Origin of the sequence: Pseudomonas sp. PS01270 (genome assembly GCF_029959775.1) — a bacterium.
Lineage (GTDB): Bacteria > Pseudomonadota > Gammaproteobacteria > Pseudomonadales > Pseudomonadaceae > Aquipseudomonas > Aquipseudomonas atacamensis.
Map to the genome: position 1 here is coordinate 1 of NZ_JASCPT010000135.1, position 14724 is coordinate 14724.

Annotated in this window: 12 protein-coding genes; 9 read left to right on the top strand and 3 right to left on the bottom strand. The window is 58.6% G+C overall.

The window, feature by feature from the left end:
* Positions 1-434 precede the first annotated feature (434 nt).
* Entirely contained in the window at positions 435-2723 is a 2289-nt protein-coding gene (metE, locus tag QMX86_RS24195; RefSeq protein ID WP_130928199.1) for a 5-methyltetrahydropteroyltriglutamate--homocysteine S-methyltransferase, read from the bottom strand.
* 364 nt (positions 2724-3087) lie between these two features.
* On the opposite strand from metE, the gene QMX86_RS24200 reads away from it, so the two are divergent.
* From QMX86_RS24200 to QMX86_RS24220, 5 genes are all read left to right on the top strand, one after another.
* Positions 3088-4464: a pyridoxal-phosphate dependent enzyme gene (locus QMX86_RS24200; RefSeq protein WP_282386220.1), complete on the top strand. Its 1377-nt coding sequence runs from the start codon at positions 3088-3090 to the stop codon at positions 4462-4464.
* The gene (locus QMX86_RS24205) at positions 4461-5633 is read left to right on the top strand and encodes a cystathionine gamma-synthase (RefSeq protein WP_071172713.1); all 1173 of its coding nucleotides are present in this window, start codon (positions 4461-4463) and stop codon (positions 5631-5633) included. The genes QMX86_RS24200 and QMX86_RS24205 overlap by 4 nt, the downstream gene beginning before the upstream one ends.
* A 266-nt stretch (positions 5634-5899) precedes the next feature.
* Positions 5900-7165, top strand: a complete 1266-nt coding sequence (locus QMX86_RS24210; protein ID WP_110645637.1) for a sel1 repeat family protein — start codon at positions 5900-5902, stop codon at positions 7163-7165.
* 269 nt (positions 7166-7434) lie between these two features.
* Positions 7435-7815, top strand: coding sequence for a hypothetical protein (locus QMX86_RS28365; protein ID WP_318269024.1), 381 nt, complete (start codon positions 7435-7437; stop codon positions 7813-7815).
* Positions 7812-8498 carry a hypothetical protein gene (locus tag QMX86_RS24220; protein ID WP_177180889.1) on the top strand — a complete coding sequence of 229 codons (687 nt, stop codon included), beginning with the start codon at positions 7812-7814 and terminating at the stop codon, positions 8496-8498. The genes QMX86_RS28365 and QMX86_RS24220 overlap by 4 nt, the downstream gene beginning before the upstream one ends.
* Positions 8499-8548: 50 nt before the next feature.
* Here QMX86_RS24220 and QMX86_RS24225 read toward each other — a convergent pair whose 3' ends face one another.
* Positions 8549-10177: a hybrid sensor histidine kinase/response regulator gene (locus tag QMX86_RS24225; protein WP_282386216.1), complete on the bottom strand. Its 1629-nt coding sequence runs from the start codon at positions 10175-10177 to the stop codon at positions 8549-8551.
* A 114-nt stretch (positions 10178-10291) separates the two neighbouring features.
* Here QMX86_RS24225 and QMX86_RS24230 point away from each other — a divergent pair, with 114 nt between their 5' ends.
* Complete coding sequence (locus QMX86_RS24230; protein WP_282386214.1) at positions 10292-10894, top strand: response regulator transcription factor; 603 nt, start codon at positions 10292-10294, stop codon at positions 10892-10894.
* 7 nt (positions 10895-10901) lie between these two features.
* Here the strand turns inward: QMX86_RS24230 and QMX86_RS24235 are convergent, their stop codons facing one another.
* Complete coding sequence (locus tag QMX86_RS24235) at positions 10902-11900, bottom strand: bile acid:sodium symporter family protein (RefSeq protein WP_041480047.1); 999 nt, start codon at positions 11898-11900, stop codon at positions 10902-10904.
* 82 nt (positions 11901-11982) lie between these two features.
* Between QMX86_RS24235 and QMX86_RS24240 the strand changes: the two genes are divergently transcribed.
* The 3 genes from QMX86_RS24240 to QMX86_RS24250 all read left to right on the top strand — a co-directional run bounded on the left by QMX86_RS24240 (position 11983) and on the right by QMX86_RS24250 (position 14635).
* Positions 11983-12771, top strand: coding sequence for a helix-turn-helix transcriptional regulator (locus tag QMX86_RS24240; RefSeq protein WP_110645633.1), 789 nt, complete (start codon positions 11983-11985; stop codon positions 12769-12771).
* Between the two features lie 195 nt (positions 12772-12966).
* Positions 12967-13431 carry a hypothetical protein gene (locus QMX86_RS24245; protein WP_073471142.1) on the top strand — a complete coding sequence of 155 codons (465 nt, stop codon included), beginning with the start codon at positions 12967-12969 and terminating at the stop codon, positions 13429-13431.
* A 229-nt stretch (positions 13432-13660) separates the two neighbouring features.
* Positions 13661-14635 (top strand): TerC family protein, encoded by a 975-nt coding sequence (locus QMX86_RS24250; protein ID WP_122746054.1) that lies wholly within the window; start codon positions 13661-13663, stop codon positions 14633-14635.
* Positions 14636-14724 lie beyond the last annotated feature (89 nt).

Sequence of the window (14724 nt, forward strand, 5' to 3'; positions counted from 1 at the left end):
CGCTACCTAATGCGCTACAACAACACCAGACTCCATAGCTACAACAACTACCGGTCACCGGTCGCCATGGAGAAAATGGCGGCCTGAAAAACCCTAACTGGTGTCCAATATTACTTGACCAGTTCAGGCTCGCTCCCACAAGGGGATTGTGTGTTGCCGTGAATGTCGGGGGAATGTGAATGCTGTGGGAGCGAGCTTGCTCGCGAAGGCGTCAGGTCATCCAACATGGTGTCGACTGACACACCGCTTTCGCGAGCAGGCTCGCTCCCACAAAGGATTTGTGTGTTGCCGTGAATGACAGGGGGAACGCGAATTCTGTGGGAGCGAGCCTGCTCGCGAAGGCGTCAGGTCATCCGACATTGATGTCGATTGACACACCGCTTTCGCGAGCAGGCTCGTTCCCACAGGGTTATGTATTCCAGGGCGGTAAAGGATCAGGCCCACTCTTTGCGCAGTTGCCGTGCGGCGCTGACCATGTGCACCAACGCCGCTTCGGTCTCAGGCCAGCCTCGGGTTTTCAAACCGCAATCCGGATTGACCCACAGACGCTCAACCGGAATACGCTGCGCCGCCTTGCGCAGCAAGCCAACCATTTCCGACACATCGGGAATCCGTGGCGAGTGAATATCGTAGACGCCCGGGCCGATGTCGTTCGGGTAGGCAAACGCTTCAAACGCTTCGAGCAGTTCCATGTCCGACCGTGAGGTTTCGATGGTAATGACATCGGCGTCCATCGCCGCGATCGACTCGATCACGTCGTTGAATTCGCTGTAGCACATGTGCGTGTGGATCTGGGTTTCGTCGCGCACGCCGGAGGCGCACAGGCGGAACGCTGCGCTTGCCCATTCCAGATACGCCGGCCACTGCGCCCGGCGTAACGGCAAGCCTTCACGGAACGCCGCTTCGTCGATCTGGACGATTTTGATTCCCGCCGCTTCCAGATCATTCACCTCGTCACGAATGGCCAGCGCCAGTTGTTGAGCCTGCACTTCGCGGCTGACGTCTTCGCGGGCGAAGGACCACATCAGCATGGTCACCGGGCCGGTCAGCATGCCTTTCATGACCTTGTCGGTAAGGCCTTGGGCGTAACGGATCCACTCGACCGTCATCGCCTGCGGGCGGCTGAGGTCGCCGAAAATCACCGCCGGTTTGACGCAGCGCGAACCGTAGCTCTGCACCCAGCCAAAGCGGGTGAAGGCATAGCCGTCGAGCTGTTCGGCGAAGTATTCGACCATGTCGTTGCGCTCGGCCTCCCCGTGCACCAGCACATCCAGGCCGAGGCGTTCTTGAATTTCCACCGCGTGGCGAATCTCCGTGTGCATCGCATCGGTGTAATCGGCCGCGCTGAGCTTGCCTTGCTTGTAGGCCTGGCGCGCCAGACGGATCGCCGCCGTTTGCGGAAACGAACCAATGGTGGTGGTCGGAAACAGCGGCAGATCAAGTTTGCCGCGCTGTTTGGCGATGCGCTGGGCAAACGGCGATTGGCGTTGCACATCCTTGGCCGTGATCGCCGCGACCCGCGTTTGCACCGCCGGTTTGTGAATACGCGGCGAGGCAGCGCGGCTGGTCTGCACCGAACGGCTTTGCGCGAGGGCACGCAGTACCTTCGGCGCTTCCGGCTCGCTGACCGCTTGAGCGAGCACGGCGACCTCTTCGCACTTCTGCACGGCGAACGCCAGCCAGCTTTTCAGTTCGGCATCGAGCTGGTCTTCGCGGCCCAGATCAACCGGGCTGTGCAGCAACGAGCAGGACGGCGCTACCCACAAACGATCACCCAGACGCTCATGAGCATGGCGCAGCGTCGCCAGCGCGTTTTGCAGATCGCAGCGCCAGACGTTCCGACCGTTGACCACACCCAACGACAGCACTTTATAGGCCGGCAGACGATCCAGAATGGTCGGGTATTGATCCGGTGCGCGCACCAGATCGATGTGCAGGCCGTCGACCGGCAGGTTCGCCGCCAGACCGAGGTTTTCTTCCAGACCACCGAAGTACGTGGCGAGCAGTTTTTTCAGCGGATCGCGCTGGATCTGGTTGTAGGCGCGCTCGAAGGCATTCTTCCAGTCCTGTGGCAAATCGAGCACCAGAATCGGCTCATCAATCTGCACCCACTCCACACCCAACGCCGCCAGCCGCGCGAAGATCTGGCCGTACAGCGGCAGCAGGCGGTCAAGCAAATCGAGCTTGTCGAAGTCGGCGCCTTTGGTTTTACCCAGCCACAGATAGGTCAGCGGACCGATGATCACCGGTTTGACGTTGTGCCCTAGCGCACGGGCCTCTTCGGTTTCTTCAAACAGCTGCTCCCAACCCAACTGGAAGTGCTGGTCGACACTGAATTCCGGTACGAGATAGTGATAGTTGGTGTCGAACCATTTGGTCATTTCCTGAGCGTGGCCTTCGCCGCAGCAAGCATTACTGACGCCTCGGGCCATGCTGAACAGGGTCTGCAGCGTGGCTTTGCCGTCATGCGGGCGGAAGCGCTCGGGGATCACGCCGAACATCAGCGAGTGGCTCAGCACCTGGTCGTACCAAGCGAAATCGCCAACCGGCAGCAAGTCGATGCCGGCGTTTTTCTGCAAGTCCCAATGGACCTTGCGCAGCTCACGCCCGACGTCACGCAGGCCCGCCTCGTTCAGTTCTCCTTTCCAGAACGCCTCTTGCGCTTTCTTCAGTTCGCGGTCGCGACCGATGCGCGGAAATCCAAGGGAATGGGCCAGTGCCATGACAAACAACTCCAGATGCTTAATCGATGGCGGGTATTGTCGGGAACCGGACTTGATGAAACAAACTCAATAAATTCTAGATCATCACAAGTTCTACTCATGCACAGGCGCCCCGTGGGAGCTGCCGAAGGCTGGGATCTTCTGGCCGTAGGGACGCAGAGCGTCCAAGGCTGCATTCCCACGCGGAGCGTGGGAACGATCAGAACACGTCAGGGCAACATGCAAGTTTTCGTTCTATCGTTAGATCCAAATGGCTGGATTTTCCAAGGATTAGAGGTTGCGAGAGAGGATGTCTGCGCCTAAGTTGCACGCGAGTCTTTTCCCCGCGATTGGAACGCGATCAACACCATAAAGAGGTGAAGAAATGTCGAAGGAATCACGCCCTGCCGTGCTTGGGCTGATAGGCAATACTCCGCTGGTGCAGGTCACCCGCTTCGATACCGGACCCTGCACGCTGTTTCTCAAACTTGAATCGCAGAACCCCGGCGGCTCGATCAAAGACCGTATCGGTCTGGCGATGATCGACGCTGCGGAACGTGACGGCCGCCTGCAACCGGGCGGGACGATTGTCGAGGCCACTGCCGGCAATACCGGTCTGGGTCTGGCGCTGGTCGGCCGAGCGAAAGGCTATCGTGTGGTGCTGGTGGTGCCGGACAAGATGTCCACCGAGAAAGTCCTGCACTTGAAGGCCATGGGCGCCGAAGTGCACATCACTCGTTCTGACGTCGGCAAGGGCCATCCCGAATATTACCAGGACGTCGCCGCCCGCTTGGCCAAGGACATTCCCGGCGCGTTTTTCGCCGACCAATTCAACAATCCCGCCAACCCGGTGGCCCATGAATGCAGCACCGCGCCGGAAATCTGGGCGCAGACCGAACATGATCTGGATGCCATTGTCGTCGGCGTCGGATCGGCCGGCACGTTGACCGGGTTGAGTCGCTTCTTCAAGCGCGTGCAGTCGAATCTGGAAATGGTCCTCGCCGATCCGGTCGGCTCGGTGATGGCGCAATACAGCCGCGACGGCACCTTGCCGACGCCCGGTTCGTGGGCGGTCGAGGGTATCGGCGAAGACTTCATTCCGTCGATCACTGACCTGTCCAGCGTGCGTCACGCCTACTCGATCAGCGACGCGGAAAGCTTCGATCATGCCCGGCAGTTGCTCAAGGCCGAGGGCATTCTCGGTGGCTCATCGACCGGCACCCTGTTCGCTGCCGCGCTGCGTTATTGCCGCGAACAGACCGAGCCGAAACGCGTGGTCAGCTTCGTCTGCGACACCGGCACGCGGTACCTGTCGAAGGTTTACAACGACCAGTGGATGACCGATCAAGGCCTGTTGCAACGCAAAGGCTACGGCGACTTGCGCGACTTGATCGCACGGCGTTTCGAGGACGGCCGGGTGATCAGCGTCGGCCCCGATGACACCCTGCTCACCGCGTTCCAGCGCATGCGTCTGGCGGATGTCTCGCAGTTGCCGGTGCTGGTCGAGGGCAAGCAACTGGTGGGCGTGATCGATGAGTCCGATATTCTTCTCGGCGTACACGAAGACGCCGCGCGCTTCAGCCAGTCGGTGTCGAGTGTGATGACCGACAAACTGCAAACCCTCGCCCCGGCTGCGAGCCTGGCCGAGCTGGAATCGGTGCTCAGCCGTGGCCTCGTCGCGATCATCGCCGACGCCTCCGGCTTCCATGGCCTGATCACCCGCACCGACATGCTCAACCAATTACGGAGATCCCTTGCATGAGTCAGCACGACGATAAATCCCAAGGCTTCGCCACCCGGGTGATCCACGCCGGGCAAGAGCCGGACCCGACCACCGGCGCGCTGATGCCGCCGATCTACGCCAACTCCACCTACCTGCAAGACAGCCCCGGCGTGCACAAGGGGTTCGACTACGGCCGCTCGCACAACCCGACGCGTTTTGCTTTGGAGCGCTGCGTCGCCGATCTCGAAGGCGGCACCCGAGCGTTCGCCTTCGCCTCGGGGCTGGCGGCGATTTCCACGGTGTTGGAACTGCTCGACGCCGGCTCGCACATCGTTTCCGGCAATGACTTGTACGGCGGCACGTTCCGCCTGTTCGACAAGGTCCGCCAGCGCAGTGCCGGGCACCGTTTCAGCTTCGTCGACCTGACCGATCTGTCGGCGTTCGAAGCCTCGCTGCAGGACGACACGCGCATGGTCATGGTCGAAACCCCGACCAACCCGCTGCTGAGCCTGTCGGATCTGGCCGCGATCGCGCGCATCTGCCGCGCGCGCGGGATCATCTGCGTGGCCGACAACACCTTCGCCAGCCCATACATTCAGCGCCCGCTGGAGTTGGGTTTCGACATCGTCCTGCACTCAACCACCAAATACCTCAACGGCCACTCCGACGTGATCGGCGGTATTGCCGTGGTCGGGCAGAACGCCGAACTGGCGGAAAAACTCGGCTTCCTGCAAAACGCCGTCGGGGCGATTTCCGGGCCGTTCGATGCGTTCCTCACTCTGCGCGGGGTGAAAACCCTGGCGCTGCGCATGGAGCGCCATTGCAGCAACGCCCTGGACCTGGCGCAGTGGCTGGAACAGCAGCCGCAGGTCAAGCGCGTCTACTATCCGGGCCTGACCTCGCACCCGCAGCACGAACTGGCCAAGCGGCAGATGCGTGGTTTTGGCGGGATGATTTCTGTCGACCTGAACAGCGACCTGGCCGGTGCGCGGCGCTTTCTCGAGAACGTGCAGATCTTTGCACTGGCGGAAAGTCTGGGCGGTGTGGAAAGCCTGATCGAGCATCCGGCGATCATGACCCACGCGACCATCCCGCCGGAAACCCGCGCAAAACTGGGGATTGGCGATGGGCTGGTGCGGTTGTCGGTGGGGGTTGAGGATGTTGAGGATCTGCGGGAAGATTTGGCGCAGGCTTTGGCTAAGATGTGACTCTTTGAAGGGGGCTGCATCGCAGCCCAACGGGGATAAATACCCTCGCCACACGGGGAAACCACTCTGTGGCGTTTCGATCTTTCGTTTTTATTGTCATACAAGTCTTTTTGAAAATGGCATCAAGTCTGCCGAATGAAGAGCTCCGTGCTGCTGCGCAAACTCGGCAACACAAGTGTCGCAACATTCGCCCACCTCATTTCGCAGCTTGGTGTCAAACAGCATATGGAATACGGCGCTCGCTTGTTAATTACACAGGGAAGAAAATGAATCATTATAAAAATCTAATTAAATCGATTTTAAGTTTACTTTTTTTATTTAACTCAGCCACCGCATCGGCAGTGCTTTCACAGGAGCAGCAGGCAGCCAAGGAACGCGGCATTTCACTATATAAACAAGAGAAAAATGCAGAGCGTGAATTGCGCATTGCCGCCGAGGCTGGCGATGCAGAAGCACAATTTTATTTGGCGCAACAACTTCGCCAAATGGAACTTAGTAAAGCGCTAGACTCGAAAGAATCTGTAAAGTGGTTCGTGGCTTCTGCTAATCAAGGCAATTTATTCTCCCTATATCAGTTATCTCACAACGTCAACGTGTGTGTTATCGCTTCATTTTGTCCCAAAGGGGAAAAAAGCCGAGGTGAATGGGATCAAGAGTACAAAAAAACTTTAATGGAGAAATTTGCCTCAAATGATTTGCAACAACTAGGCGAACTAAATGATTGGGTAGCCAAGTCGGATGTTGTAGGAGAGTGGTTTCATCTACAGGATGAGCTTCGTTATGCTAAAAACCATAGGGTGGAAGATACGCGCGAATGGCTAGTACATTCTGCTAATCAAGGAAATTTTAACTCCCTACTTCGTCTGGCTCTTGATGATGGAGATAAATTATGCACCATCGTTGAGAACTGCCCTAAGGGAGATAAAACTCAGCGCGAGTGGAAATCAGAATTTGAGAAGATTGCGCGAGAAAAAATTGCTTCCGGTGACATGGAAGCTGCCTATTTGTTATACGTAGGCAATTCTGACTTTAATATGCTGATTAAATCAGCAGAGGGAGGGTACCCATTCGCACAATATCAGCTTGCCGAGAGTTATTCAGCTGGTGATGGATTTTTTTGGTGGTTTGGGCAGCGCCGCAAGGAAATCAACAAATGGTATAAGCGAGCGGCTGAAAATGGCTATCCAAAAGCAATGATTGCCTATGCAGCCTCCATTTATGAAGATAACGGAGACCTATCAGTTTCCCGGTATTGGCTAGAGGAGTCTGCGAAGGCGGGTGACGGCAGTGGCATCGGTTTGCTTGCTCGAGAGTATGCAAGTAATCCAAATTACTATGGCTTTCCATTTGATATGGTGAAGGCTTATGGCCTTACGTTGCTTTTAGCAGGCTTAGATAATGATGAGTCTGATAAAGACTATGATCGGGAAAGATTAGAAGAATATTCTAAAAAAATGACACCCGAACAAATCGAGCAAGGCAAAGCTTTTGCCGAAAAATGGAACGTCACTCACCCGATTGAAGGCGTTTAATCTCAGCGGCCAGCGGGACCGGAAACAAGTGTCAAGCTTCGTGCTTCAAGTCGCTGAGGCCATCGTTGCAATGGTCGCATGCGATCAGTGATGGCTTACTGCCGATCCTGCCATCGGACGTTCCCTGCGGACCGGACTTTCGCGGTGCGCGTTGAGCCAGGCCAAAGAGCCGGCCCGTTTCACCCTTTCGGGCTTCAATCCCAAACGTTTCCGGCCTTCGGCCTGCACTCACCATTTAGCTTGAGCCGAGCCAGTGAGTCGAACGCCTGTTGATTGGCGAATTGCTCAACTACGTCGTGGCTGAAGGCTCTGATCAGTGCGGTTGTCAGTTGGGGTTGAGGACGTTGAAGACTTGCGTGCCGATCTGGCTCAGGCACTGGCAAGAATGTAAACAGCTCCACACCAAGAAGCCCGCGCAATGCGGGCTTCGTGTTTTTTTGTCCGTCGATCTCCCCGCCGTGGCAGTTCCCGAGGCCGATCCTATACTCAATCGGCTCGATCAGGATTATCTCGACACCCGCACGCCGCTCGGTGTGCCCGTGCCTTTCGCCAACCAGGTAAAACCCAAGCCAATGAGTCACTGCGCCGGGCATACGCAATGGACGACATCTCATCGCATTCTGGCTGCTGGGTCGTGGAGAAAACCATGAAATACAAGTTGTTGTCAGGCGTGCTTCTTGCGGTAGCGGCCAGCGTTGTGGTGCCGAATGTCTTGGCGGCGCAACCGCAGGCGTTGGCTTCGGATGGGGCTGATCATGTTGGCGCCGGCGCGGTGGCTGCCGATGGCGCTGATCGCGTCGGTGCCGGCGCAGTGGCTGCCGATGGCGCCGATCGTGTCGGTGCCGGCGCGGTGGCTGCCGATGGCGCTGATCGTGTCGGCGCAGGTGCAGTCGCTGCCGATGGTGCTGATCGCGTCGGTGCCGGGGCAGTGGCTGCCGATGGTGCTGATCGCGTCGGTGCCGGCGCAGTGGCTGCCGATGGCGCCGATCGTGTCGGCGCGGGCGCAGTGGCTGCCGATGGCGCTGACCGTGTCGGCGCCGGCGCGCTGGCTGCCGATGGCGCTGATCGTGTCGGTGCCGGCGCGGTGGCTGCCGATGGCGCTGATCGTGTCGGTGCCGGCGCGGTGGCTGCCGATGGTGCTGATCGTGTCGGTGCCGGCGCAGTGGCTGCCGATGGCGCTGATCGTGTCGGTGCCGGAGCATTGGCAGCGGATGGGGCCGACCGCACCGGCGTTAACCGAGTGGCCTACTCCCGGGTCGGAGTCGGTTCTGATCGCGTGGCATCGGCGCTGATGACCGGCAGCTATTCCGACCAGTTCAACAGCCCACAATAATCGCCGCGAAATAACGGGCGAGCTCCTGAGCCGCCCGTTTACATCGGCCTTTACAGCATCTGTTCAACCGCTGCGCCTTGTCGATCACGCAGGGCGCGCAACGTCGCGCGTAACTCGGCCGGCCGCACAGGTTTCGACAGAATCGCAATCTGCCGGTCATGCAAGGCAGCCTGAATTTTCTCGACGTCATGCCCGGTGATGATCATTGCCGGCACCGCCCAACCGCGCCGCCTGCGCACTTCGTCAATGCATTCGATGCCAGTGGCGTGGGTGCCGAGGTCATAGTCGGCGACGATGATGTCGCAGTCGGTGACCAGATCTTCAGCCGACGACTCGGCCTGCACCACGCAGCCCCAGCGCTCAAGCAAAGCTGAAGTCGCCAGCAGCACGTTGCGATCATCCTCGACCAGACACACCTTCAGTCCGGTCAACAAACCCACCTGCCGCGCTTCACTGCGAACCACCAGTGACTGCGGCGCGGCCACGATCGGCAACCCCGCAAGCGTCACAGCTGTACCGCGCCCCAACTGTGAACGCAGAGCAACGTGCACATCGATCAGTTCACTCAGACGCTTGATGATCGACAGGCCCAGCCCGACGCCCTCGACATCTTTGTCGCGCACTTGCCGCACGCGATAAAACTCCTCGAAAACCTTGTGCAAATGCTCTTCGGCAATGCCGTTGCCACGGTCATGGATGACGATGGCCAACCCTGCCCCGCGTTTACGCACGCCAATCAGCACCGGCCGCTGCGCGCCGTATTTGAAGCAGTTGGAGAGCACGTTCTGCACCATGGTCGCGAGCAGCGCCGGGTCGGTTCTGACCCAGTAGTTGCACGGTCGCAGGCGCAGCTCGACCCCCGCCCAACGGGCCGCTTCCTGATGTTGGCAGACGATGTCCGCAAGCCATTCACCAAGATTGAGCGTTTGCATTTTCGCTTCGACCCGACCGTTATCGAGGGTGTAGAGGTCGAGAATCGAGCGGAACAATTGCGAGACGTTGAGCAGTGAGCGGTCGATGTTATCGACCAGCCGCCGCTCGTCATCGCCCAGGCGCGACTCTCGCAGACACGCGGTAAACAGACCGATGGAATGAATCGGCTGACGCAAGTCATGACTGGCCTGCGCCAGAAACCGCGACTTTTCCAGATTAGCCGCCAGCGCTTCTTCCGACGCCTTGCGCGTGCGCTCAAGCAGCAAGTGCGCATAAAACGGAATCACCGTGCTGGTGATCAGCAGCATCAACACCATGAACGGCTGCGCCTGCCAATACGGCGTCAAGCGATAGACCACCAGCAGCGCCACCAATGCAAGGCCGGTGGCAATCGCCAGATAGCGCGAGCCGTAGCGCATGCCGTTGCCGAGGTTGACCCAGACCATCACCGCATACAGCGGCAACGCTGCCTCGCCGCCGATCACCAGCCCGAAACTGGTGCCGGTGTAATCGTGGACCATGGCAAAAATCCGCCGCGCCGGATAATGCCCGGGCCAACGCGCAATGGCTTGGCGGAACGCGATCGAAGCCAGCAGAAACAAGACAATGTAAGTGATGACCGGAAGATAGGTATCGAAGCGATGGCCCGGCAGAAACCCCAGCACGACCATGTAAACCACCGCAATGGCAGCGATGATGATGCGCAGGTTGGCCTGGTCGAGTTCGGTATTTTTTTCGAACTTCATGGTAAACGTCCTTGTGCAGCAATCGTCAGTTTCGGAAGCAGCCTACAGGCAACCTTCGCGTCCAGTGCTAAGGTGCAGGCCTTGAATCACGCCTGACCCAGGGAGGGTCGCGTCATGACGTGCCGGATCATCATAGCCGACGATCACCCGCTGTTTCGCGAGGCGATGCTGCGCACCGTGCAGCGCTTGCTGCCCGATGCCGATATCTGCGAGGCCGGCGACTTCGACGCGGTGCTCAAGCTGCTGCCACAGGGCGACGAGCCGGACACGCTGATGCTCGATCTGCGTTTTCCCGGGCTGACCTGCATCACCCAGCTCGCCGACTTGCGCCAACGATTGCCGCGCACCACGCTGATCGTGGTGTCGATGGTTGACGATCAGGCGCTGATCAGTGAAGTCATGGCGGCGGGCATTGACGGTTTTATCGGCAAGAACATTGCGCCGGATGAAATCGGCCAGGCGATTCTGGCCATTCGTGAAGGCGAGGTGTTGGTGAAGTCGGCGCCGTCCGGCTTGTTGCCGCTGGAAACCGCGACGACGCTGACGCCGCGTCAGCAGGACGTGCTGCGTTTGATCGCGCAAGGCAAGACCAACAAGGAAATTGCCCGTGAACTGGATATCTCCCCGTTCACGGTACGCATCCATGTGTCTTCGTTGCTGCGCACGCTGGATGTGCCGACGCGGGCGGCAGCGGCGGTCAAGTATTCGGGGCTGTGAAGCGCTTTTACGGATCAACCTGCGCCATCAGATCCGGCACCGACTCCGGTCGTTTCGCATAGCGCTGGGCCAATACCGCGCAGACCATCAGCTGAATCTGGTGGAACAGCATCAGCGGCAGAATCAGCACGCCGATGGTGCTGCCGGCGAACAACACCTGCGCCATCGGCACGCCGGTCGCCAGGCTCTTTTTCGAACCGCAGAACAGAATGGTGATGCGGTCTTCCTGATTGAAGCCGAACGCTTTGCTCAACAGAATTGATGCCACCAGAACCAGCGTCAGCAGGATGCAGCAGACCACCACCAGGCCAAGCAACTCGAACAACGGAATCTGCTGCCAGATCCCTTCGTTGACCGCCTCGCTGAATGCGCCGTACACCACCAGCAAAATCGAGCCCTGATCAACGAATTTCAGCCAGTTCTTGTTGCGCCCCACCCACGCGCCGATCCAGCGACGGGCGATCTGCCCGGCAATAAATGGCAGGAGCAATTGCACACTGATTTTGACGATCGCATCGAGCGTCGAGCCGCCGTCGCCGTGGACGTTGAGCAGCAGCGTCACCAGCAGCGGTGTAAGGAAAATCCCGAACAGACTGGACGCCGCCGCACTGCAGATCGCCGCCGGAATATTGCCTCGCGCCAGCGAAGTGAACGCGATGGCCGACTGCACCGTGGCGGGCAACGCGCAGAGGTAGAGCATGCCCATGTACAGCTGATCACCGATCAGCGGTGACAACAGTGGTTTGAGCGCCAGACCGAGAATCGGGAAGAGCACGAAGGTCAGCCCGAACACCAGCAGATGCAGACGCCAGTGGCCGGCGCCGGCGATGATCGATTCGCGCGACAGCTTGGCGCCGTGCAGGAAAAACAGCAGGGCGATGGCGATGTTGGTCAGCCAGCCAAAGCCGACGGCGACTTGACCGCTGGCGGGAAGGAAGCTGGCCAGCAAGACGACGCCGATCAAGGTCAGCGTGAAGTTATCGGGCAGAAAACGTGGGCGCGTCATGAGATTCATCCGGGGGTTGCCAGTGCGTGCCGACGACTCTAACGTGACTGGCAATTACCGACTAACGCCGAAGAGCCGCAAGATGCCGCCTAAAGGACATAGCAAAAGCGTGCGCCGCAGTGTTCCCGGGTTGCCCAGCCTGCCGCGCCCCGTGTACGGACGCACCGAATCGCTGCCCAATCGCGCCCTCACCCGCCGCCACAGTCATCCGTGGGTGCAGTTGTCCTACGCGATTCAGGGCGTGCTCGAAGTGCAGACCAGCGCCGGCCGATTCGTCGCGCCGCCGGAGCGTGCGGTGTGGATTCCGGCGGGCGTGCCGCACCGGGTGTTCAGCGCACCGCACACGGAAATGCGCAGCCTGTACATCGACAGCAGCGCCACCGGTTGGGCGGCTGAACATTGCCATGTGCTCGGCGTCAGCGATTTGCTCAGGGAGTTGATTCGCGCCTTCAGTCAGGTGCCAGTGGAATACGACGAAAGCGGCCCTGACGGACGCTTGGCCCAGGTGATCCTTGATCAATTGGCCGACGCGCCGACCATCGACTTGATGCTGCCGCTCCCGCAAGACCCGCGCCTGAAGCAGATCTATCAGAGCCTGGAGCAACACCCGGAGCAGCAGACCACGCTGAGCCACTGGAGCGAAAAATTCGGTGTCACCGAAAAGACTCTGACGCGGCTGTTTTTGCGCGACACCGGCCTGACCTTCCGCGCCTGGCGCCAGCGCTTGCGCTTGCTCGGCGCCCTGACCCCGCTGGAAAAAGGCGAGCGTGTGACCGACGTTGCGCTGGCTTGTGGATACGACTCGACATCGGCGTTTATCGCAGCGTTTCGTCAGCAGTTTGGCGAGACGCCGGGGGAGTTTTTCCGCTGAGGCATGTGCCAATGGCCTGTTTGTATACGAGGGAACTCATCGCCCGACACTTCGCTACCATATTCATCAAAATTTTGCGCCTGTCAGGTCTGTCAGTAGTTAGCACACAAACCGAAGCGTAAATTGAATCTCCCAACCGGCGGAAAAGCCGGTTTGCCAAAAAAACGGAACGCATTTTTATCAGGAGATTCGATCATGACCGACCTGACCAAGAACAAAAAACTTGGACTCGACAGCGAAGACAAGCCACAGGATCTGCCGCACAAGATCGCCGCAGGCGAGCGCTTCGACGTAACGTTCCCAGAAAATTTTCCGCCCCTTAAAAAGTTTGAAACAACGCATACCTGGTACGCCTCCTTCACAGAAGACTCGCGCAGCATCATTGGGCGCCATCAAACCTCGCAGAACTTCTACCAGTTGACATTACTTACTCCACGGGAGCTTAAAAGCGGCACGTATAAACTCGAGGATTATGGCCCCGGCAAGCATTCAGTTGTTTTTATGGTCTACGGAGTTAGCGTCAAGGGAGGTAATGTTACTTACGATGTAGACGACAGCCGGAAATCAGTTAAAGCAACTCTCGAGTTCGAGATCGTTTATGAATCAACCCCCTACACGGTCACTGCAGATATATTCCTGCTGGCAACGGGAGAGCTTTGATCCATATATCCCCTCGATATCAACCTGAATTCTGTGATGCGGTATCGCTGGAAGTTGGATTCGCCAATCAGCGGTACTTTCGATGCAGGAATGCCAAAGTGCCCCGAGGTAGGACACTTCGTTTTTCTCGAACCAACCCTCAGAAATAAACGATTTTTCTTTGCCACAAATGCGTCGCTAGCATGGCCCCCGTCTGATTCAATTCAAACCAAAGACAGGGGAGCGTGCCATGCCTGCCACGAACATCAATATCGGCGAACCCTGGATGTGGGGTGCCTTCATCATCTTCGTTCTGGCCATGCTGGCCCTGGACTTGTTTGTCTTCGGCGGGCGCAAGGCGCACCGGGTGTCGGTGCGGGAAGCGTCGGCCTGGGTGGTTGCCTGGTGCCTGTTGGCGCTGAGTTTTGCCGGGTTGCTCTGGTGGTATCTGCACGGTGAATTCGGCGGTGAAATCGCCCGGCAGAAAACCCTGGAATTTCTCACCGGCTATCTGATTGAGCAGTCGCTGTCGATCGACAACATGTTCATCTTCGTGATGATCTTCAGCTACTTCGCCGTACCGCCGGAATTGCAGCGGCGGGTGCTGCTCTACGGCGTGCTCGGCGCGATTGTGATGCGCGCGATCATGATTTTTGCCGGTGTGTGGCTGGTGTCGCAGTTCGAATGGCTGCTGTATGCCTTCGGTGTGTTCCTGATCATCACCGGGATCAAGATGCTGGTGTTCGCTGATCATCAACCGGATCTGGAAAAGAATCCGTTATTGCGTTGGGTGCGCGGGCATATGCGCATCACCAGTGGCTTTCATGGCGAGAAGTTTTTCATCCTGCAGAACGGCGTGCGCTGGGCAACACCGATGTTCCTCGTGCTGGTGCTGATCGAGGCCAGCGACCTGATGTTCGCGGTCGACAGCATTCCAGCGATCTTCGCCGTCACCACCGACCCGTTCATTGTTTTCACTTCGAACATCTTCGCGATCATGGGTCTGCGCGCGCTGTACTTCCTGCTGGCGGACATGGCTGACCGCTTTCACCTGCTCAAATACGGGCTGGCGATCGTACTGGTGTTCATCGGCGGCAAGATGGTGCTGATGCCGTGGTTCCACATGCCGGTGGAATGGTCGCTGGCAATCGTCGGGACGGTGATTCTCGGGTCGGTGCTGTTGAGCCTGGTGACCAGCCGCGAGGCAGAACGCCGCACCGAATGACACCACCCCACCCCACCTGAGGGAGCGAGCCTGCTCGCGAATACGCCGGATCATTCAACATAGGAGTTGAATGACACACCGCTTTCGCG